The organism is Amantichitinum ursilacus, assembly GCF_001294205.1.
Lineage (GTDB): Bacteria > Pseudomonadota > Gammaproteobacteria > Burkholderiales > Chitinibacteraceae > Amantichitinum > Amantichitinum ursilacus.
The window spans coordinates 95,600-116,836 of record NZ_LAQT01000001.1 but is presented as its reverse complement, the minus strand read 5'-3'; the positions used below and the strand labels follow the sequence as shown (position 1 = coordinate 116,836).

The window sequence follows — 21,237 nt, the reverse complement described above, 5'->3', positions numbered from 1 at the left end:
CTAGAATCGCGTGTTCCGCAACGCAACCTTGCCCAGACTGATGCGCATACTCCGTGGCACCCATGCCGCCGCACTGCCCCCGACCGCACTGACCATCGGCAATTTTGATGGCTTGCACCTCGGCCATCGCGCCATGCTGGCCGAGCTGCGCCTGGCCGCAGCGCAACGCGACCTGGCCACGGCGCTGCTGACGTTCGAGCCGCATCCGCGCGAGCTGTTTGCGCCGCAAACCGCGCCCACGCGCTTGACCAGCCTGCGCGAGAAGCTGGAGTTTCTGGCGGCCGAAGGCATCGATTATGTGGTCCTGCAGCGCTTTAACGCCGCCTTTGCCGGCATCGAGGCGCTGGATTTTCGCGACAACGTGCTGGCGCACGATCTGAACGCGAAGTTTGTGCTGGTGGGCGATGATTTCCGCTTTGGCCGTAAGCGCGGCGGCGATTTCGCATTATTGAAAGCCAGTACCGATTTTGAAGTGCAATCGGTGCCCACCATTGCACTGGGCGAAGAGCGGGTTTCTTCCACCGCCGTGCGTCATGCGCTGGCGGCGGGCCATATGCATCTGGCAGCGCAATTGCTGGGGCGGCCGTATTCGATTTCGGGTCGTGTGGTGGGTGGCGACAAATTGGGCCGTGAATTGGGATTTCCCACCGCCAATATCCGCATCCGGCATAACCGCCCGCCGATGATGGGCATTTATGCAGTGCGCGTGCATGGGCTGGAGCAGGTTTATGAAGGTGTAGCCAGCCTGGGCGTGCGCCCCACCGTCAAGGGCGCGGGCGCGGCGCCGGTGCTGGAAGTGTATTTATTTGATTTCAACCGCCAGATTTATGGCGAACATCTGCGCGTCGATTTTTTGCACAAGCTGCGCGACGAGCAAAAATATAACGGGCTGGAAGCGTTAGTGGCGCAAATCCACAGGGATTGCGACGACGCGAAGGCCTGGCTCAAAGATCATCCGTTGGGGCTGCCGTTGTAGCCAGCGCTCCGCGCCCCGATATAGCACCGTTAACATTCGATTATTTAAAGCAATACGCGACCGAGAGAACGAAATCCATGAGCGACAAGCCGTCGAACAAGTACCCCGTCAACCTGCTCGACACGCCGTTCCCGATGCGTGGCGACCTGGCCAAGCGTGAACCGGGCTTTCTGAAATCGTGGCAAGACGAGCAGCTGTATAAAAAGCTGCGCGCGCGCGCCAATGCAGAAAACCGCCCCAAGTTCATCCTGCACGATGGCCCGCCGTACGCGAACGCGCAGATTCACCTCGGTCACGCCGTTAACAAGATTCTGAAAGACATCATCGTCAAGAGTAAGTCGCTGGCGGGCTTTGACGCGCCCTATGTACCGGGCTGGGATTGCCACGGCTTGCCGATCGAGCACCAGATCGAAAAGCTGGCCAAAGGCGACAGCAAAGCCATCAAGAACAGCCCGCAAATCCACGCCCGCATTGTGCAATATCGCAAAGACAATGGCCTGGACCCGAAAGACTTCAATCTGCCGCCCGCGTTTATCCGCGAGTTGTGCCGCGAATACGCGGCCGCGCAGATCGAAATCCAGAAGGCCGACTTTATCCGTCTGGGCGTGCTGGGCGATTGGGATCACCCATATCGCACCATGGACTTCAAAACCGAAGCCGACATCGTGCGCACGCTGGGCAAGATCCACGCCAACGGCTATCTGGTAGCGGGCCAGAAGCCGGTGCATTGGTGTGTGGATTGTGGTTCGGCGCTGGCCGAGGCTGAAGTCGAGTACGAAGACAAGACTTCGCCTGCCATCGACGTGGCTTTCCGCGCCGTGGACCGTGCCGCGGTCAGCAAGGCGTTTGGCGTTGAGGTAAATCGCGATGCCTTTGCCGTGATCTGGACCACCACGCCGTGGACGCTGCCCGCCAACCAGGCGGTATCGGTGCATCCGGACCTGACTTATCAATTGCTGGATACGCCCAAGGGTCTGCTGATTCTGGTGCGTGAACTGGCCGAAACCGCCCTCGCCCGTTATGGCGCGGCCGGCAGTCCGGTGATCGCCGAGACCACCGGCAAGGCGCTGGACCTGCTGCAACTGCAGCACCCGTTCTATGACCGCCAGGTGCCCATCATCCTGGGCGACCACGTCACTACCGACGCCGGTACCGGCCTGGTGCACACCGCGCCTGCGCACGGCCTGGAAGACTGGCAAGTAGGCCTGGTCTACAACCTGCCCAAAGACAATCCCGTAGGCGATGACGGCCGCTACAAGCAAAGCGTGCCGCTGTTTGCCGGCCTGACCGTCTGGCAAGGCAACCCTGAAATCATCAATCTGTTGACCGAGCGCGGCGTGCTGCTGGCCAACGAAAAACTGCTGCACAGCTACCCGCATTGCTGGCGCCACAAGACCCCGATCATTTTCCGCGCCACTGCGCAATGGTTTATCGCCATGGAAAAGGCCGGTGTCGACGGCGATACGCTGCGCTCGCGCGCCAATGCGGCGGTGGAAGCCACCGAGTTCTTCCCGGCCTGGGGCCGTGCGCGGCTGGAATCGATGATCGGCAATCGTCCGGACTGGTGTGTGTCGCGCCAGCGTAACTGGGGCGTGCCGATGACCTTCTTTGTGCACAAGGAAACCGGTGAACTGCATCCGGATTCGTTGCGCCTATTGGAAGAAGCGGCCAAACGCATCGAAACCAGAGGTATCGAAGCCTGGTTTGAACTCGATCCGGCCGAACTGCTGAGCGCCGAAGACCTGCCGCACTATCGCAAGCTGAAAGATACGCTGGATGTGTGGTTTGACTCGGGCTCGACGCACTACGCCGTACTGCGTCAGCGCGAAGAACTGGCGTGGCCAGCCGATCTGTACCTGGAAGGCTCGGATCAACATCGGGGCTGGTTCCAGTCGTCGTTGCTGACCGGTTGCGCCACCGAAGGCCGCGCGCCGTACAAGCAGCTGCTGACCCACGGTTTTACCGTGGACGAGAACGGCCGCAAGATGTCCAAGTCGCTGGGCAACGGCATCGAACCGCAGGAAATCTTCAACACCCTGGGCGCCGACATGCTGCGCCTGTGGATTGCCAGCGCCGATTACTCGGGCGAAATGTCGCTGTCGCAAGAAATTCTGAAGCGCACTTCGGATGCCTATCGCCGCATCCGCAATACCGTGCGCTTTTTGCTGGCCAATATCTCCGACTTCAAACCGGAACAGGCCGTTGCGACCGATGCGATGCTGGATCTGGACCGCCTGGCGCTGGCCGAATATGCCGCGTTCCAGAGCAAGGTGGGCGCACTGTTCGAGCGCTACGAGTTCCACACCGCCATGCAGGAAATCCTGAAGTATTGCTCGGAAGAACTCGGCTCGTTCTACCTCGACATCATCAAAGACCGTCTGTACACCATGCAGGCCGACAGTCACGGCCGCCGCTCGGCGCAGACCGCGCTGTGGCATATCACGCAAGGTCTGGTGCGTTTGCTGGCGCCAATCCTGTCGTTTACCGCGCACGAAGTGTGGCAAGCGCTGGGCAACGAGGACAACGTATTCCTGTCGACGTGGCACCAGGTACCGGCCCCGGCCGATGCAGCGGCGCTGATCGAACGCTTTGCGCAAATCCGCGAAGTGCGCGCGCAAGTGCAGAAAGAAATCGAAGTGCAACGCGCGGACGGCAAGCTGGGTTCGTCGCTGCAAGCCGAAGTGGCCGTTACCGCAGAACCGGCGACGTTTGCCGCACTGCAAAGCCTGGGCGATGACCTGAAGTTTGTGTTGATTGTGTCTGCCGCGACGCTGGTGGCGGGCGATGCATTGGCGATCGAAGTCAAAGTGGCCGAAGCCGCCAAGTGCGAACGCTGCTGGCATTACACGCCAACCGTGGGCAGCCATGCCGATCACCCTGGCCTGTGCGCACGTTGCGTTGACAATCTGTTTGGCAAGGGCGAGGCGCGTCAGCATGCTTAAGTGGCTTGCACTGGCCGTGTTGGTCATCATTCTGGACCAGGCGGCCAAGCTGTCGATTGCGTCGCACCTCAGCTATGGCCAACTGGTGCCGATCATTCCGGGCTGCTTTAGCCTGACGCTGGTCTACAACATGGGCGCGGCGTTTTCGTTTCTGGCCAATGCGGGCGGCTGGCAGCGGCACTTCTTTACCGTGCTGGCCTTAGTGGTGGCCGTGGTCATCATCAGCCTGCTGCGCAAACACCACCAGCAGCCGCGCTTTGCCGCGGCGCTGGGGCTGATCCTGGGCGGCGCGCTGGGCAATGTGATTGATCGCGTGGCCTATGGCCATGTAATTGATTTCATTCTGGTTTACTGGAACAGTTCGTACTTTCCGGCGTTTAATGTGGCTGATTCGGCCATTTGTATCGGTGCAGGGCTGCTCATCCTTGATTCGATGCTGCGCCCGCACCCCTCGCGAGAAAAGACTCAATGACCATGCAGATCATCCTTGCCAACCCACGCGGCTTTTGCGCGGGTGTCGACCGCGCGATTGCGATCGTGGAGCGCGCGCTGGAAAAATTCGGCGCACCGATCTACGTGCGGCACGAGGTGGTGCACAACAAATACGTGATCGAAGACCTGAAGCAGAAAGGCGCAATTTTCGTCGAAGAACTGGACGAAGTGCCGGCGGGCAATACGGTCATCTTTAGCGCACACGGCGTATCGCAAGCGGTGCGGCGCGAAGCTGAAGCACGCGGGCTGAGCGTGTATGACGCCACCTGTCCGCTGGTCACCAAGGTGCACCTGGAAGTGAAACGCCTGCGCGAACAGGGCTACCAGATCGTGATGATCGGCCACAAAGGCCACCCGGAAGTCGAAGGCACCATGGGCCAGGCCGAAGGCGATGGCATGTATCTGGTGGAAGACGAAACCGACGTGCTGGCGCTGACCGTAACGCGGCCGGACCAACTGGCCTACGTAACGCAAACCACCCTGTCGGTGGACGATGCCCAATCGGTTATCAACGCATTGCGCGCCAAATTCCCGAACATTGTCGGCCCGAAAAAGGACGACATTTGTTACGCCACGCAAAACCGCCAGGACGCCGTCAAACAACTGGCGCGCGACGTGGATGTGCTGATCGTGGTGGGCTCGCCCAACAGCTCCAACTCCAACCGCTTGCGCGAAGTGGGCGCAACGCTGGGGATTGCGGCGTATATGGTCGACAACGCCAGCGAACTGAAACAGGAATGGTTTGGCGGCAAAGTCCGCGTCGGCCTGACCGCAGGCGCGTCAGCGCCGGAAATTCTGGTGCAACGCGTCGTGGAACGAATCAAGGAATTTGGCGCGGAGTCAGTCGCGCCGATGGACGGGCTGGAAGAGAACGTGGTGTTTTCGCTACCCAAAGGCTTGGCATAAGTAGACAAGCAAGGCTGCCGCAGCCCATGCCCGTCGGATGCGCTACCCGGTTGTTTTGGGGCAACGCACATTCCGGTCAGGTCGCGGCGTCTGATCGAAAGCCAGCGCTTGCGTTCTTGTCGGCGGCTTTGGGTGGTGGGTCTTGACCCACCGTATGAGAGGTTGGCGGTTCTTGGCGGGAGCGGTGACAAGTTAGATGGCGGTGGCGGTGCGGGATGGGCGCGTTAAGCGGGCGGTACCGAAGTTCACCGTCACCCATCGCATCCACGCCCACCCGATGTTGCGTAGCAACGAGGCAGCACGCCAGTCCGACAGCGGACATTGCCTGTCGAGGGAGGGGAAGGAGACCGGCGGTTCGGGCTCCGTCCGACCGAAGTTCCGCGGAGCGGCAGCTGATAAATGGAAGTAACAGACGGTCCGTTTCGGCTTTTGACCTACGGGCCCCTGGCGAGTGGCGGAGCCCGAGTGAGGTCGCCTTTCTTTTGGTTATCTTTTCTTTGGCGAAGCAAAGTTGCACGATAAGTCTTTACTGAAAACCGACGTGCTCCCGGGCACCCCCGGGTATCCAAACATGCGCCGCAGGCAAAGCGATTAGTAGCACCTGCCGAACATCAAAACATGCGCCGCAGGCTCCAGCGTTTAATCGCCGCCACGCCAGCAGCCAGGGTTCAAAGCTGTGAACGCAACAACCACCATCAACACATCGCCACCCCAAGCCTCCCCACCCGCCGAGGCCGTCGAGGCCGCATGCTTCCACTGCAATGAACCCGTACCCGCCAACCTCAACCTGACCATCCGCTACCGCGAAACCCATCAGCCCGCCTGCTGCGCCGGCTGCCAGGCCGTCGCCCAAAGCATCATCGACGCCGGCCTCGGCGACTACTACGAACAACGCGAACGCCCCGCCGACCGCGCCGCACCGTTGCCGGACGAGCTACTCGCCCGCCTGCGCCTGTACGATGATCCGGCGCTGCAACAAGGCTTCGTCTCCAGCGCCGGCAGCGACGAGCGTGAAGCCGCACTGCTGATCGAAGGCATCACCTGCTCCGCCTGTATCTGGCTGAATGAACGCCAGATCAGCAAAGTCCCAGGGGTACTGGGCGTCTCCATCAACTACACCACCCACCGTGCCCGCGTGCGTTGGGATGAGCGCGCCACCCAGCTTTCCAGCATCCTGCAGGCCATTACCGCCATTGGTTATCGTGCACAACCGTATGACCGTGCGCGCCAGGAAGCGGCCAGCGAAAAATCGCGCAAGACCGCGCTACTGCGCTTGTGGGTGGCCGGCCTGTCGATGATGCAGGTGATGATGTTCACCGTCCCGGTGTACCTGTCCGACGCGCGCGACATCGCCCCGCAATGGATGAGCCTGCTCAACTGGGCCACCTTCTTGATGACCTTGCCAGTCGCCACGTGGGCCAGCTGGCCGTTTTACATATCAAGCTGGCGCGACCTCAAGCGTGGCCGCGCGGGCATGGATTTACCGGTCAGCATCGGCGTGCTGTCGGCGTTTGTCGCCAGCACGCTCAGCCTGCTGCATGGCCAGCGCGAGGTGTATTTCGATTCGGTGTCGATGTTTGTGTTTCTGCTGCTGTCAGGCCGCTATCTGGAAGAACGCGCCCGCCGCCGCGCTGGTGCCGCACTGGAGCAACTGGCGGGCTTGCTACCGGCGTTTGCCCATCGCTTATTACCCGATCAGAGCACCGAAGAAGTCGCCGTTATCCATCTGCAAATGGGTGATCGGGTGCTGGTCAAGGCCGGCGAAACCATCCCGGTCGACGGCGAAATCCTTCATGGTGATAGCGAAGTGGATGAGGCGCTGCTCACCGGCGAGAGCCTGCCGCTGGCCAAGCGCCCCGGTGATGCGGTCACTGCAGGCACCATCAATCACGGCTCACCGTTGCAGATCAGCGCGACGCGTGTCGGCCAGAGCACGCGGCTGTCCGGCATTGTGCGGTTACTCGATCGGGCGCTGGCGGAAAAGCCGCGTGTCGCGCTGCTGGCGGATCGCGTGGCCGGGGCGTTTGTGGCGGCGCTGCTGTTGGTGGCCGCGGGCACCTGGTGGTACTGGCATGGCCACAATCCGCAACACGCGCTGCCGATCACGATTGCCGTGCTGGTGATCTCGTGCCCGTGCGCATTATCACTGGCCACTCCGGCGGCTTTGACGGCGGCGACGGGGCAGCTCGCTCGCCGTGGCATGCTGATTGCACGCGGCCATACGCTGGATGCGCTGGCACAGATTACCGATGTGGTATTCGACAAGACCGGTACCCTCACCCACGGCCAGCCACATCTGGTCAGCCAACACCATTGGCGCGGCGATGCCGCAATGTTGCTGCGCGTTGCCGCCGCACTGGAAGCCCACTCCAGCCATCCATTGGCGCATGCCTTCGCCCACCTCCCCGACGTGGCAATCCCGGCCGCCCACGAGGTCAGCAACCATCCTGGCGGTGGCCTGACCGGCATCGTAGAAGGTCAGATGTGGGCGCTGGGGCACGCCGATTTTGTGGCGCAAACCAGCGGCCTGACTTTGCCCGGCGACGCCCCCGCCGTGGTTGGCACGCCGGTGTGGTTGGCGGGCCCCGGCGGCATCGCACGCTTCGATCTGGCCGACACTGCGCGCGCCGACGCCGCCAGTACCGTCGCGGCGTTGCAACAACGCGGCCTGACCACGCACCTGTTAAGCGGCGACCATCCCAGCCCCGTGCATGCGCTAGCGCAGCAACTCGGCATCGCGCACGCCCAGGCGCAGGCCACGCCGGAAGGCAAGCTGGCGGCCATCCGCCAGCTGCAAAGCACTGGCAAGCGCGTATTGATGGTGGGTGATGGTGTCAACGATGCGCCGGTACTGGCGTTATCTGATGCGTCCATCGTGATGGGCAGCGGCGTCGATGTGGCGCAAACCGTGGGTGATGCGGTGCTGTATGACTGCCAGCTGGCACATATTCCGTATGCGATCGGTCTGGCGCGCCAGACCCGTACCGTGATCCGGCAAAATCTGTGGTGGGCGCTGGGTTATAACGTGGTGGCGCTGCCTCTGGCGATGACAGGATGGGTAACGCCCTGGCTGGCCAGTCTGGGAATGGCATGTAGCTCGCTGCTGGTGGTGGGTAACGCATTGCGCCTGGCGGGCAGTCGCAAGAACGGGCACACGCCCGGAGTGAAGTGATGGAAAGTCTGTATATCCTGATTCCGCTGTCGGTTGTGCTGGTGTTTTTAATCGGCCTGATCTTCTGGTGGTGCATGCGCAGCGGGCAGTTCGATGACCTGGAAGGGCCGGCCCACCGTATCCTGCAAGACGATGACTCGGTCGCTGCGGCAGCGCAGCAAATTGAGGCGGGCAAGCAAAAAACAACTGACTGAATATAGGACAGCGCGCTAAAATAGCCGCCGATCACCCGGACGACTTGATCTGGATCAATGTCGTACCTCTGCCAGCACGGCACATTGCCGGCCAGCCCAAACTAAAATATAAGCAACACGCATGCCACGCATTTGGTCAGGATTTGTCCCGGCGGGCACCGGGCATCTTGCCGCCAGGCATTTTTAGCCAGTATTAGCCAGTTTTATTTAGCCGTTTGGAGTACTTTCGGAGCGTTTTATGGATAACCAAACCACATACAACTATAAAGTGGTGCGGCAATTTGCCATCATGACCGTCGTGTGGGGTATCGTCGGCATGTTGGTAGGTGTCGTCATTGCTTCCCAGCTATCGTGGCCTGAATTGAATTTCGGCCCGTATTTCCACTTCGGTCGTCTGCGCGCATTGCACACCAGCGCGGTCATTTTCGCCTTCGGCGGCAGTGGCCTGATGGCAACGTCGTTCTACGTGGTGCAGCGCACCTGTAACACGCGTCTGTTCAGCGACAAGCTGGCCGCCTTCGTGTTCTGGGGCTGGCAAGTCGTTATCCTCTCCGTGATCGTCACCTACCCGCTCGGTATTACCTTCAACAAGGAATACGCCGAGATGGAATGGCCGATCAAGATCCTGGTCGCCATTGTCTGGGTTGCCTACGCCATCGTGTTCTTTGGCACGATCGCCAAGCGCAAGGTCAAGCATATTTATGTGGCCAACTGGTTCTACGGCGCCTTCATCCTGGCCGTGACCCTGCTGCACGTGGTTAACTCCGCGTTTGTGCCGGTCAGCCTGTGGAAGTCGTACTCGGTGTACGCCGGCGCGGTCGATGCGATGGTGCAATGGTGGTACGGCCACAACGCGGTAGGTTTCTTCCTGACCGCGGGCTTCCTCGGCATGATGTACTACTTTGTGCCCAAGCAAGCCGGTCGCCCGATCTACTCGTATCGCCTGTCGGTGGTCCACTTCTGGGCGCTGATCTTCACCTATATGTGGGCAGGCCCGCACCATCTGCACTACACCGCCCTGCCTGACTGGACCCAGTCGCTGGGTATGGTGTTTTCGCTGATCCTGCTGGCGCCAAGCTGGGGCGGCATGATCAACGGCATCATGACGCTGTCGGGCGCGTGGCATAAGCTGCGTACCGACCCGGTGCTCAAGTTCCTGATCACCGCGCTGTCGTTCTACGGCATGTCGACGTTTGAAGGCCCGATGATGGCCATCAAGACCGTCAACGCGCTGTCGCACTATACCGACTGGACCGTGGGCCACGTGCACTCTGGCGCGCTGGGCTGGGTGGCCATGATCACCATCGGCTCCATCTACTATCTGATCCCGCGCCTGTTTGGCCGTGAACAGATGTGGTCGGTACGCCTGATCGAAACCCACTTCTGGATCGCAACGCTGGGCGTGGTGCTGTATATCGCCTCGATGTGGATCGCCGGTGTGACCGAAGGCCTGATGTGGCGCGCGGTCAACCCCGATGGCACGCTGACCTATGCGTTCATTGATGCGGTTAAAGCAACCCACCCGTACTACGTAATCCGCTTCCTGGGTGGCTTGATGTTCCTCTCCGGCATGGTGCTGATGTTGTACAACGTGATTCGCACCGCATCTGCTGGCCGTCCGGTAGACGCTGCAATCCCGGCCGTCCACGCTCACGCCTGATGCTCAAGAGAGAACAACAAAAATGAACAAGATTCAGAAGTTAATCGAAGAGAATGTGTTCTGGCTCATCGTACTGACGGTATTGGTGATCAGCGTGGCCATGATGGTGGAAATCCTGCCGCTGGCCTTCTCCAAGTCGGTGACGCAGCCGATTGAAGGCGTCAAGCCTTACACCGCGCTGCAACTGGCCGGGCGTGACGTTTATCTGCGCGAAGGTTGCTACAACTGCCACTCGCAAATGATTCGTCCGTTCCGCGCTGAAACCGAACGTTATGGCCACTACTCGGTGGGCGGTGAGTCGGTGTATGACCACCCCTTCCTGTGGGGCTCCAAGCGTACCGGCCCGGATCTGGCCCGCGTGGGCGGTCGTTACTCGGATGAGTGGCATCGCGCCCACTTGAACAACCCGCGTGACGTGGTGCCTGAGTCGATCATGCCGGCCTTCCCGTGGCTGGCCGCCAACAAGGTCGATGCGGAAAGCCTGCCGGCCAAGATGCGCGCGCTGCGTCGTGTGGGTGTTCCGTACACCGACGCGGAAATCGCAACGGCAACCAAGGATGCGGAAGGTAAAACCGAGAGTGAAGCGGTCATCGCCTATCTGCAAAGCCTGGGTCTGGCACTGAAAAACAAGAGGTAATCAGAATGGAATGGCAGGATTTCTTGCGTATTGGCGTCACGGTGCTGGGCTTTCTGTGCTTTGTGGCCATCATCATGTGGGCCTTCAGCAAAGGCACCAAGCCAGAAATGGACGAAGCCGCCCAGGCCGTGTTGCTGGACGACGACCTGCCCCACGCTGAGCATCAATAAGCCGTTTACCGCGCGGAGCCTTAAATGAGTGATTTTTATAGCAGTTTCTGGGGCGTTTACATCACCGTAATCGTCGTGGTGTCGCTGGTTGCGTTGGCCTTCCTGGTTAAAAGCCAGGCGGTGGTCAAAGTACCCAAGGGCGAAAAGGTCAAGACGCTGGACCACGTCTGGGACGGTGATCTGCAGGAATACAACAATCCGCTACCGAGCTGGTGGATTGGCCTGTTTGTCATGACCATCGTGTTTGCCGTGGCCTATCTGGCGCTGTATCCGGGCCTGGTGCTGACCGGCAACATGAAACACTGGAGCGCCCGTAGCCAGTTGGGCGAAGAAGTGGCCAAGGCCGATGCCAAGTACAGCCCGCTGTACGACAAGTATCTGAAAATGCCCGTCGAAGCGGTTGCGCAAGACAAAGATGCGCGTGACATGGGCAAACGTCTGTTCCTGACCTACTGCCTGCAGTGTCACGGTGCGGATGCGCGCGGCGCCAAGGGTTTCCCGAACCTGGTGCACCATGACTGGATGTATGGCGGCACGCCGGATCGTATCGTGCAAACCATCTCGGGCGGTCGTCATGGTCAGATGCCTGCGTTTGGCGCGGCGTTTGGTGAAGAAAAAGTGCGTGATGTGGCCAACTATGTGCTCAAGATTTCGGGCAACAAGTACGACGCAGACCGTGCGGGCCGTGGTGAATCGACGTTCAAGCAAGTATGCGCCGCCTGTCATGGCCCCGAAGGCCACGGCAATACCGACATCGGCTCGCCTAACCTGACTCACCCGAGCGGTGTGTGGCTGTATGGCAAGAATGAAGCCACCATCATCGAGACCGTCACCAACGGCCGCAGCAACGTGATGCCGGCCTGGAAAGACTTCCTCGGCGACGCCAAAGTGCACGTGCTGGCTGGCTATGTTTACAGCCTTTCGCACAACGCTGAGCAGAACGCGCAATAATCTTGCCTGCTGCCAGCCAGTAATCGCATGACACTCAACGGGCAGAGGCAACTCTGCCCGTTCGCTTTTTCAGACGCGCCCACCGCGCCTTTGCGGCGTCGACGTGTCGTTGCATGGACTTGATCATGAGCAAGAAACTGCAAGACATTCCGGTCACCGTTGTTGAAGTCAACGACGACGGCGAATACGAAGAAATGAAGATGTACGCCAAGCACAAAAAGATTTATCCGCGCTGGGTAAACGGCATTTTCAATAAATGGCGCATCTTTTTTGTGTTTGCCACGCAGCTATTTTTCTACGGTATTCCGTGGATCAATATCGATAGCCGCCAGGCCATGTTGTTTGATCTGGCCAACCGCAAGTTTTATATCTTCGGCATTATCTTTTTGCCGCAAGACTTTATTTATTTAACCGCCGTGTTGCTGATGGCGGCGTTTGGCCTGTTTGCCTGGACCACGATTGGTGGGCGGCTGTGGTGCGGTTTTTCCTGTCCGCAAACCGTGTATACCGAAATCTTTTTGTGGTTTGAAAAGTGGGTCGAAGGCGACCGTATGGCCCGCATCAAGCTCGATAACGGGCCGCTGAATGCACGCAAGATTCGCCTCAAAATCACCAAACACGCGCTGTGGATTGTGTTTTCGCTGTGGACCGGCTTTACCTTTGTCGGCTATTTCACCCCGATCCGCGAATTGTGGGGCGAGATGATCACGCTGACCCTGTCGGCGTCCGAGCTGTTCTGGGTTCTGTTCTACGGCTTTGCCACCTATGGCAACGCGGGTTGGCTGCGCGAGCAAGTGTGCAAATACATGTGCCCGTACGCGCGCTTTCAGAGCGCCATGTTTGATGCCGATACGCTGATTGTTTCGTACGACACCGAACGCGGCGAACCGCGCGGCAGCCGCAAGAAATCGGTCGACCACAAAGCGGAAGGCCTGGGCGATTGCATCGACTGCAAAATGTGCGTGCAGGTGTGCCCGGTGGGCATTGATATCCGCAATGGCCTGCAATATGAATGCATCGGCTGCGCGGCGTGTATCGACGCCTGTGACGAAGTCATGGACAAGATGAGCTATCCGCGTGGCCTGATTCGCTACACGACCGAGAACGCGCTCAACCATGTCTATCCCGAATCGCAATTCTGGTCGCGCCTGAAGCGGCCGCGCGTGGTGATGTATGGCGTGGTGCTGGCGGTGGTGCTGGTGATTACCGTGGTGTCGCTGTGGAAACACCAGCCGGTGACCGTCAATATCTCGCGTGACCGTGCGGCGCTGGTGCGCGAAGCCGAAGATGGCATGCTGGAAAACGTGTACCGCTTGCAGATCGAAAACACCGACGGCCAGGATCATCAATACAGCATTGTGGCCAGCGGCTTGCCCGGCATTAAAACGCTGATTGATGGCAGCCCGAAAGTGCTGGTGCACAGCAGCGGCATGGAAGACGTGGGTGTGCGTCTGCACGTGGATGCCAGCAACGCCGGTCCGGGCAGCCACCCGGTGACATTTACGGTCACCGCAGTTGATAATCCGAAGATCAGCACGGAAGAGAAATCAAGCTTTATCGGCCAGTAATGGTCACGGCGGTGGCGCGTTGCCTGGCAGCGCGCCACCGCCCTCACCCCCATCGCAACCTTCCCCGAACCGACTTCCATGAACACCGAACAAGCAGCACGCAAACCCTGGTACAAATCGCCGTGGCTGGGCTTTTTATTGATCTTCCCGATCGCCGCCATTCTGGGCTGCATTTATATGATCAAAATCGCGGCGGCCAATAATGACGGCGCGGTGGCTGATGATTTTTCCAAGGTGGGCGAAGAGGTCAACCATAACAACGCGCGCGACCAGGCCGCGCTGAAGATGGGACTGAGTGGCAATCTGGCGCTGGACGCGGATGGCCAGCACTTTACCTTGACGCTAAATCAGCCGGTGAACGGCACGCTGCAGTTGCAACTACTTAACCCCACTCGCGCGACGCTGGACCAGAAGGTGGCGCTGTCGGCATCGGGCGGCACCACTTTTAGCGGCAGCTTGCCGCAAAAACTGGAACAGCCGCGCTGGACAATCGCACTGGGCGATACCGGCGGCCACTGGCGGATTCAGGGCGGGCTGGATCTGAAGAAAGTGGCCAGCGCGCCACTGACGGCAAACAGCCACTGATTGCTCCCATAGGGTGGGTCTAGGCCCACCGCTCAAAGCCGCCAGGCAGATCGCTATTTTTTTTTGATGGCTTTGGGTGGTGGGTCTAGTCCCACCCTATGGATTGCGCTCGCCTCGCTATCTCATCTTATTGATCCGCTGCCACGCTATGGCCAGCGGGTTTGACCGTGACCGGGCCGACATCGGCGGCGTTCCACTCGCCTTCCAGCCGCCAGGCGCTTTCGTTCTGCACCATCACATGCCAGCGTGTGGCCGTCGTCGGCTCTAGATTGGCTTGATACTGCCGCGGTTCCAGTTGGCTTAGCACCACGTGTTGGTCCAGCTTTTCCTGCGTCGGATGTTGCAGATCCAGTTGCAGCACCGGCGGCAGCTTTTGCTGTTCCGGATTATCCAGCTTCAGGGTGACGCGGTTCTGTTTGACGTCGATGCTCATCTGGCCATCCAGCTTCAGCGCGGCGGTATGCGCGTCTTCCTTGATGCGATCATTGATCGCCTCGCCCGTCTGGTAATAGTTTTGCGTCACCAGATCGTCTTCGCGGCTGAATGCCAGGTAGGCCGACACCAGGCTGGCCACCACCACCACGGCCGGGCCGGCAAACACCAGAAACGGCGTTGCCTGGCGATACCATGGCTTGCCTTTCGGTTTGCCGTTGCCGGGGGGCGTGGATTTTACTTCTGAACTCGTCATCATCGTTTCCTTGCCGCAAGCGGCACATGCGACGCTCAAGCCAGCTTGAGCACCAATCCGATCACCCCGATAGCGATGCAATAGTAGCCAAACGGCCGCAATGCCTTCACCTCGTGAGTATTGAAATATTTCATCAGCAACCACGTGCTGATATATGCGCAGACACCCGACAGCACGCCGCAACCAAAAATCAGCCCCAGCGGCAGCTGCCCGGCTTCGCGCCACAGCAACGGCACCTCGTGCAAACCGGCCGCCAGAATCACCGGCGTGGCCAGCAAAAACGAAAAGCGCGCCGCCGAAGCGTAATCCAGACCTTGAGACAATCCGCCAATCAAGGTTGTGCCCGACCGCGACAGACCAGGAATCAACGCCAGGCTCTGCGCAATGCCGATCTTGAACGCCTGCCGGAAACTCAGGCTTTCCAGCGCGCGGCCACGCTGGCGCCGACGGCTGAACGCGTCGCCGGCAATCAGCACAAAACCATTCAGCACCAGAAAAGCCAACACGATGGTGCTATTGCCAAACAACAGCCGGATTTTCTTTTCCAGCAACAAACCCAACACCCCCGCCGGTATCGTGGCCACCGCCACTAGCCACAAGGGCCGTGCAGCCGGGTGGCTGGGCCGACCGCCACCGCGGAAGAAATCGGCAAACAACGCAATCCAGTCATGCCGGAAATACCACAGCAACGCCAGCGCAGTACCCAGATGCAGCACCACCATAAACGGCAGGAACTGCGGGCTTTGCCGATCCAGCTGCCAATGCAACAGCTCGGGCACGATGACGCCATGGCCCAGACTGCTGACCGGAAACAACTCGCTCACGCCCTGCATGATGGCAAACAGGATGCTTTCTACGGTGGTACTCACTGGTGCTTCTCCGTGGGCAAAGGCAGGCCCACGGCTGCTCAATCGCCAGGATTGATCAGGCCGGAGCGCCCACCAAGGCGGCTTCGCCGCGCATTGACCGCAGCATCAAGGCCGCGATCTCGTTCATTTCTTTGTACGTGCGCCCATCCATGAAGGCCTGTTCGGCCTCGGGGTAGGCACGGCGCAAATAACCCAGCCACTGCTTGAAGCGACCGGACTGATACTTGGGCAGAATGCTGCTATCCACCTTGCCCCAGAACACTTCCACCAACGGCGCCAGCGCGCCCCAATCCAGCCCGGGCAAACCGCGCGCCTGCAAAGCCAGACCGGGGTTGGCCACCATGCCGCGCCCGATCATGACGTCCTCGCAGCCAGAGACCTCGCGGCAACGATGAAAATCAGCCACGGTCCAGACTTCGCCGTTGGCAATCACCGGAATACGCAGGGCCTGGCGGATGGCGGGCAGCTTTTCCCAATACGCAGGCGGCTTGTAACCATCGGACTTGGTGCGCGCATGCACCACCAGTTCGGCCGAGCCACCGTCCTGCATCGCCAGTGCATTTTCCAGCGTCAGGCTCTGGTCTTCGTAACCCAGCCGCATTTTGGTGGTCACGGGAATATGGGCAGGTACAGCACGGCGCACCGCGCTGACCACGTCGTGGATGACTTCAGGGGTCTTCAGCAACAACGCCCCGCCGCCATGCCGGTTGACCGTCTTCGCCGGACAACCAAAATTGAGATCAATGCCGGGCGGGTTCAATGTGGCCAGCCGCGCCGCGTTTTCGGCCATACAGGTGGGATCGGAGCCCAGCAACTGCACGCGCACGGGCACCCCGGCGGGCGTTTTGCCGCCGTTCAGCAACTCGGGCACATAGCGATGGAATGTGCGCACGGGCAGCAAGGAGCCCGAAACGCGGATGAATTCGCTGACGCACAAATCAACACCGCCAGCGCGGGTGAGTACGTCTCGCAGAACGTGGTCCAGAAGCCCCTCCATCGGGGCCAGCAAAATACGCAAGATGGGTTACGCCAAGGCAGATCAATCAAGCCCGGCATTTTACTACGGCGCTGGCTGGCGCGGCTGTCCGCCTGGCCAACAAAAAGCCGCCCCGGGGGGCGGCTTTGCGCGGCAAATCAATCACGCGTACTTAAGCGGCTTTGCGCTTCATGGCGCGGCGACCAATCAGGCCCACCAGACCAAAGCCCAGCAGCGCCCAGGTTTCGGGTTCCGGCACCGGCGGCGGCACCACGATCACACCGCCGTCGTTGACGTTAAACCAGATATGGCTATTGGCAACGATATTGTTGATATCCGCCGTTTGCGAGGACAGCAGCGCTTGCGCATTGCCCAGACCATCGCCAAAGCCGACGGCTGCCGGTTTGCCACCCATGCCGCCCGAACCGGCGCTGGCATCGCCAGTGGTCCATTGCATGTTTTTATAGAAGAAGCCGATCTGGCCTTCGCCATCGGCAAACGACACATCATCGCCACGTAGCACCAGCTGGAAGCTGTCGCGCAGGTCGGTGTGCTGGTTGTAATAACCCACGTTGTCCCATGTGACGTACAGCGTGTCGTCCGCGATGCGGTAATACACCTGGCCGTTGTTGTCGCCCCGGGTGTCGACGTCGGCAAAGTAAGTGGAAATGATCGGCACATTCACGCCGGTCGGGCCTTGCGGCGTATAGGTCGACAGACCGTTGTTGAACGTCACGTTGCCGTTGTTATTGATATACAGGCTGTTATACGTGTTGCCGTAGAGCGTGAAGTTGAAGCCCAGGCTGATTTCGGATGAATAGCCGTCGTCGTTACGGTCCATCGCCACAGCACCCAGATTGTTGGTGTAGTAGCTGGTGGAAGCAGTCAATGCGCTATCGGGCAGGAAAGTCGTATCGGCAAATGCGACCGGGGCAAGCAGCGCCAGCGCTAGTACGGAAGCTTTTAAAATCATGGCAAGCCTTTTTTACGTGTGGTTGAAAAAACAACCGGCCCGATCGCCTTCTCCGATGGGCCGGATGTACCGCCGGCGCATTATATTTTGTCAATTTGTGTCAGGTAAAATTAATTTTGTAATAAGGTAAATCATTAAATTACCGAGTGCTTATGCATTTAGCATATTCGGGACTTGCCGCAGTGCTAGCCCGCTACAGCGCTGTCGGCAAGGCGCAACGACTGACCATCCAGACAGCGCCGCAACCGGTTGCAGCGGGCAAGCATTTCGTCCATTGATCACCCTGCCGTCAGCTTTGCAGATGAAGTTTGACAACAGAACGCTCGTTCACTAAGCTACGGCGAACGAATGTTCTGTGAGTACAACATGGGCAACCCGAATCGGGATCAGGAATACCTGGGCAAACTGCAGGACTACTACGGCAATTACCGCAGCCTGCCGTCTTATGCGGTGATTGGCGAAATGCTGGGCATGGCCTCCAAATCGGCGGTCTCGGCGCTGGTTAAACGCTTGATCCTGGCGGGCTATGTCGAAATGACGCCCGACAAACGCCTGGCGCCGACCAACCGCTTTTTCGAGCGCGAGCTGGCTGACTTCAACGTGCCCGCAGGCCTGCCCGCCGCCGCTAACGATGCGATGAGTGAATCGCTGACGCTGGACGAATACCTGATCGCCAAACCCTCCTCCACCATCATGGTGCGCGTGCGCGGTGATTCGATGATGGAAGCGGGCATCTACGATGGCGACATTGCCATTGTCGAGCGCCGCCCCGCCGCCAACATTGGCGACATCGTGGTGGCCATCGTGGATAACGAATACACGCTGAAAGAGCTGGCGAAAGATAAACAGGGCTTTGTACTGCTGCCCCATAACGCGGCCTATTCGCCGATCCGCCCGGAAGAGTCGCTGGAAATCTACGGCGTGATGGTGGGGCTGGTGCGTAAATACCGCTAAGCCCACGGTTTGGCGGCATGCTGGCGCGTTGCCGGGCTTTGGCTGAAAATAGCGGTCTTTAAAAGCCAGAGCCTCAGCAGAGCCCCATGAGCGACGCGCAATTCTCCCCGCTGGGTAAAGCGGTCAGTTACAAGACTGAATATGACCCCACCTTGTTGTTTCCGATTCCGCGCCAGGGCAAGCGCGACGAAATCGGCGTCACCGGCGCGCTGCCGTTTATGGGCGTCGATATCTGGAATGCCTTCGAGCTAAGCTGGCTGAACGCGCGCGGCAAGCCGCAAGTGGCACTTGCGGTTTTCCATATCCCGGCCGACAGCCCCAATATCGTCGAATCCAAATCGTTCAAGCTGTATCTCAACAGCTTTAACCAGACCAGGCTGGAGAGCGTGGACGCGCTGCAGGCCCTGCTGGCGCAAGACATCTCGGCCGCCACCGGTGGCAGCGTGCAAGTGCAAATCACGCTGCCCGACGCGTTTGGCAAAGAAAAGATGGCCGACCTGGCCGGCTATTGCATCGATAACCTCGATATCGATATTGATACTTACGAGCCCAGCCCTCAATTACTGCACTGCGACGAACTCGATAGCCCGGTCGACGAGAGTCTGACGTCCAATCTGCTCAAGTCCAATTGCCTGGTCACTGGCCAGCCCGATTGGGCCAGCGTACAGATCCGCTACGTGGGCGCACCGATCAATCGCGAAAGCCTGTTGCGCTATCTGATCTCGTTTCGCAACCACAACGAGTTTCACGAGCAATGCGTCGAGCGCATCTTTATGGACATCATGCGCACCTGCAAGCCCATCAAACTGGCGGTTTACGCGCGCTACACCCGGCGCGGCGGCCTCGACATCAACCCCTATCGCTGTAATTTCAGCGGCCCACCGCCGGGCAATATCCGCACGGCGCGGCAATAACATAGATCCCACAAGGAGAGACCATGACGACCGAAGTTGCCACGCTGGCTGGTGGATGTTTCTGGTGCCTGGAAGCGGTATTCCAGCGCGTACAAGGTGTGAAGAGCGTGCTGTCGGGCTATATGGGCGGCCACGTCGACCATCCCGATTACAAAGCAGTGTGCACGGGCGAAACCGGCCACGCCGAAATCCTGAAGATTGAATTTGACCCGGCAGAAGTCAGCTTTGAGGATTTGCTGGAGGTGTATTTCACCATTCACGATCCCACCACGCTGAACCGCCAGGGCGATGACGTCGGCACGCAATATCGCTCGGAGATTTTTTATCAGAATGCCGAGCAGGAACAGATTGCGCGCACCAAGATTGCCGAGCTGACCCAGTCCGGCGAATTCTCCAGCCCGATCGTCACAAAACTGACTGCGGTTCAGACCTTCTGGCCCGCTGAAGACTATCACCACAACTACTTTAACCAGCATCCCAACCAGCCGTATTGCATGGCGGTGGTGTCGGCCAAAGTACGCAAGCTGCTCAAGCACTTCCCCAAGCAAGTGGTTGAAAGCAAGTAACAAGCACGACGCGCGTTGCCCATGCTCGTGGGTAACGCGCCGCACGTCTTCGGTTATACTCGGGGTTTTCCCTGGCGTGGCTCGACGCGCCAGCGCTTCACGGCTTTATCCATCTAATCCCCACGTTCAAGAGAGACAGGACCCACCATGAGCAACCTGCAAACCGTCATCGACGCTGCCTTTGAGAACCGCGCTGAAATCACTCCGGGCAATGTATCCGCCGAAGTGCGCGACGCCATCAACGAAGCCATCAATGGTCTGGATAAAGGCCAATGGCGCGTGGCAGAAAAAGTCGATGGCCAATGGCAGACCAACCAATGGCTCAAGAAAGCGGTGCTGCTGTCTTTCCGCATCAATGACAACGTCGTGCTCGATGGCGGCTGCACCCAGTATTTCGACAAGGTGCCGAGCAAGTTTGCTGATTACACCGAAGCTGATTTCCGCGCTGGCGGTTTCCGCGTGGTGCCCAATGCCGTGGCGCGCCGCGGTTCGTACATTGCCAAAAACGTCGTGCTGATGCCGTCGTACGTCAACATCGGCGCTTTTGTCGATGAAGGCACGATGGTAGACACCTGGGCCACGGTCGGCTCTTGCGCCCAGATTGGCAAGAACGTGCACTTGTCTGGCGGCGTGGGCATCGGCGGCGTGCTGGAACCGCTGCAAGCCGGCCCCACCATCATCGAAGACAACTGCTTTATCGGCGCGCGCTCCGAAGTGGTGGAAGGCGTGATCGTGGAAGAAGGCTCGGTCATTTCGATGGGTGTCTACATCGGCCAATCCACCAAAATCTATGACCGCGAAACCGGCGAAGTCAGCTACGGCCGCATTCCGGCAGGTTCGGTGGTGGTGTCGGGCAACCTGCCTTCCAAAGACGGCAGCTACAGCCTGTACTGCGCCGTCATCGTTAAAAAGGTGGATGCCAAGACTCGCGGCAAAGTCGGCATCAATGAACTTTTGCGTGGCATCTAAGCCATAGCTGGCGGGCCGCATCGAAGGGTGCGGCCAAAAGCTTGTGCGTCGCCGCAGGGGCACGCGGCCGACGCA

The 21,237-nt window shown here is 59.5% G+C and carries 20 protein-coding genes; 16 read left to right on the top strand and 4 right to left on the bottom strand.

Translation table 11 applies throughout. The features are described from left to right. The first annotated feature begins 40 nt into the window (after nucleotides 1–40). The 12 genes from WG78_RS00510 to WG78_RS00455 all read left to right on the top strand — a co-directional run bounded on the left by WG78_RS00510 (nucleotide 41) and on the right by WG78_RS00455 (nucleotide 14,253). Entirely contained in the window at nucleotides 41–976 is a 936-nt protein-coding gene (locus WG78_RS00510; protein ID WP_053935829.1) for a bifunctional riboflavin kinase/FAD synthetase, read from the top strand. Between the two features lie 77 nt (nucleotides 977–1,053). Then, nucleotides 1,054–3,918, top strand: coding sequence for an isoleucine--tRNA ligase (ileS, locus tag WG78_RS00505; RefSeq protein WP_053935828.1), 2,865 nt, complete (start codon nucleotides 1,054–1,056; stop codon nucleotides 3,916–3,918). Next, nucleotides 3,911–4,390 carry a signal peptidase II gene (gene lspA / locus WG78_RS00500; protein WP_053935827.1) on the top strand — a complete coding sequence of 160 codons (480 nt, stop codon included), beginning with the start codon at nucleotides 3,911–3,913 and terminating at the stop codon, nucleotides 4,388–4,390. The genes ileS and lspA overlap by 8 nt, the downstream gene beginning before the upstream one ends. Next, nucleotides 4,387–5,316, top strand: a complete 930-nt coding sequence (ispH, locus tag WG78_RS00495) for a 4-hydroxy-3-methylbut-2-enyl diphosphate reductase (protein WP_053935826.1) — start codon at nucleotides 4,387–4,389, stop codon at nucleotides 5,314–5,316. Before lspA ends, ispH begins: the two co-directional genes overlap by 4 nt. A 676-nt stretch (nucleotides 5,317–5,992) precedes the next feature. After that, nucleotides 5,993–8,488 (top strand): heavy metal translocating P-type ATPase, encoded by a 2,496-nt coding sequence (locus tag WG78_RS00485; protein ID WP_236691952.1) that lies wholly within the window; start codon nucleotides 5,993–5,995, stop codon nucleotides 8,486–8,488. Continuing rightward, the gene (ccoS, locus tag WG78_RS00480) at nucleotides 8,488–8,682 is read left to right on the top strand and encodes a cbb3-type cytochrome oxidase assembly protein CcoS (RefSeq protein WP_053935824.1); all 195 of its coding nucleotides are present in this window, start codon (nucleotides 8,488–8,490) and stop codon (nucleotides 8,680–8,682) included. Before WG78_RS00485 ends, ccoS begins: the two co-directional genes overlap by 1 nt. Nucleotides 8,683–8,920: 238 nt before the next feature. After that, entirely contained in the window at nucleotides 8,921–10,342 is a 1,422-nt protein-coding gene (gene ccoN / locus WG78_RS00475) for a cytochrome-c oxidase, cbb3-type subunit I (protein WP_053935823.1), read from the top strand. A 22-nt stretch (nucleotides 10,343–10,364) separates the two neighbouring features. After that, a complete protein-coding gene (gene ccoO / locus WG78_RS00470) occupies nucleotides 10,365–10,979 on the top strand; it encodes a cytochrome-c oxidase, cbb3-type subunit II (RefSeq protein ID WP_053935822.1) in 615 nt (204 codons plus the stop codon). Between the two features lie 5 nt (nucleotides 10,980–10,984). Next, nucleotides 10,985–11,149 carry a cbb3-type cytochrome oxidase subunit 3 gene (locus tag WG78_RS21940; RefSeq protein WP_083458657.1) on the top strand — a complete coding sequence of 55 codons (165 nt, stop codon included), beginning with the start codon at nucleotides 10,985–10,987 and terminating at the stop codon, nucleotides 11,147–11,149. A gap of 24 nt (nucleotides 11,150–11,173) precedes the next feature. Further along, entirely contained in the window at nucleotides 11,174–12,100 is a 927-nt protein-coding gene (ccoP, locus tag WG78_RS00465) for a cytochrome-c oxidase, cbb3-type subunit III (protein ID WP_053935821.1), read from the top strand. A 125-nt stretch (nucleotides 12,101–12,225) separates the two neighbouring features. Further along, nucleotides 12,226–13,668 carry a cytochrome c oxidase accessory protein CcoG gene (gene ccoG / locus WG78_RS00460; RefSeq protein WP_152968998.1) on the top strand — a complete coding sequence of 481 codons (1,443 nt, stop codon included), beginning with the start codon at nucleotides 12,226–12,228 and terminating at the stop codon, nucleotides 13,666–13,668. 78 nt (nucleotides 13,669–13,746) lie between these two features. Then, entirely contained in the window at nucleotides 13,747–14,253 is a 507-nt protein-coding gene (locus tag WG78_RS00455; protein ID WP_053935819.1) for a FixH family protein, read from the top strand. A gap of 127 nt (nucleotides 14,254–14,380) precedes the next feature. On the opposite strand, the gene WG78_RS00450 is transcribed toward WG78_RS00455, so the two are convergent. From WG78_RS00450 to WG78_RS00435, 4 genes are all read right to left on the bottom strand, one after another. Next, nucleotides 14,381–14,941: a FixH family protein gene (locus tag WG78_RS00450; RefSeq protein ID WP_161805040.1), complete on the bottom strand. Its 561-nt coding sequence runs from the start codon at nucleotides 14,939–14,941 to the stop codon at nucleotides 14,381–14,383. 35 nt (nucleotides 14,942–14,976) lie between these two features. Continuing rightward, nucleotides 14,977–15,810: an undecaprenyl-diphosphate phosphatase gene (locus WG78_RS00445; protein ID WP_083458656.1), complete on the bottom strand. Its 834-nt coding sequence runs from the start codon at nucleotides 15,808–15,810 to the stop codon at nucleotides 14,977–14,979. A gap of 55 nt (nucleotides 15,811–15,865) precedes the next feature. After that, nucleotides 15,866–16,828: a tRNA-dihydrouridine synthase gene (locus tag WG78_RS00440; protein ID WP_236691951.1), complete on the bottom strand. Its 963-nt coding sequence runs from the start codon at nucleotides 16,826–16,828 to the stop codon at nucleotides 15,866–15,868. A gap of 130 nt (nucleotides 16,829–16,958) precedes the next feature. Next, complete coding sequence (locus WG78_RS00435) at nucleotides 16,959–17,759, bottom strand: nidogen-like domain-containing protein (protein WP_053935816.1); 801 nt, start codon at nucleotides 17,757–17,759, stop codon at nucleotides 16,959–16,961. A 366-nt stretch (nucleotides 17,760–18,125) separates the two neighbouring features. Here WG78_RS00435 and WG78_RS00430 point away from each other — a divergent pair, with 366 nt between their 5' ends. The 4 genes from WG78_RS00430 to dapD all read left to right on the top strand — a co-directional run bounded on the left by WG78_RS00430 (nucleotide 18,126) and on the right by dapD (nucleotide 21,162). Beyond that, complete coding sequence (locus tag WG78_RS00430; RefSeq protein WP_053935815.1) at nucleotides 18,126–18,713, top strand: LexA family protein; 588 nt, start codon at nucleotides 18,126–18,128, stop codon at nucleotides 18,711–18,713. An 86-nt stretch (nucleotides 18,714–18,799) separates the two neighbouring features. Next, nucleotides 18,800–19,627 carry an NADPH-dependent 7-cyano-7-deazaguanine reductase QueF gene (gene queF / locus WG78_RS00425; RefSeq protein WP_053935814.1) on the top strand — a complete coding sequence of 276 codons (828 nt, stop codon included), beginning with the start codon at nucleotides 18,800–18,802 and terminating at the stop codon, nucleotides 19,625–19,627. 23 nt (nucleotides 19,628–19,650) lie between these two features. Further along, nucleotides 19,651–20,193: a peptide-methionine (S)-S-oxide reductase MsrA gene (gene msrA, locus WG78_RS00420; RefSeq protein WP_053935813.1), complete on the top strand. Its 543-nt coding sequence runs from the start codon at nucleotides 19,651–19,653 to the stop codon at nucleotides 20,191–20,193. A 147-nt stretch (nucleotides 20,194–20,340) separates the two neighbouring features. Beyond that, nucleotides 20,341–21,162 (top strand): 2,3,4,5-tetrahydropyridine-2,6-dicarboxylate N-succinyltransferase, encoded by an 822-nt coding sequence (dapD, locus tag WG78_RS00415; RefSeq protein ID WP_053935812.1) that lies wholly within the window; start codon nucleotides 20,341–20,343, stop codon nucleotides 21,160–21,162. The last annotated feature ends 75 nt before the right edge of the window (nucleotides 21,163–21,237 follow it).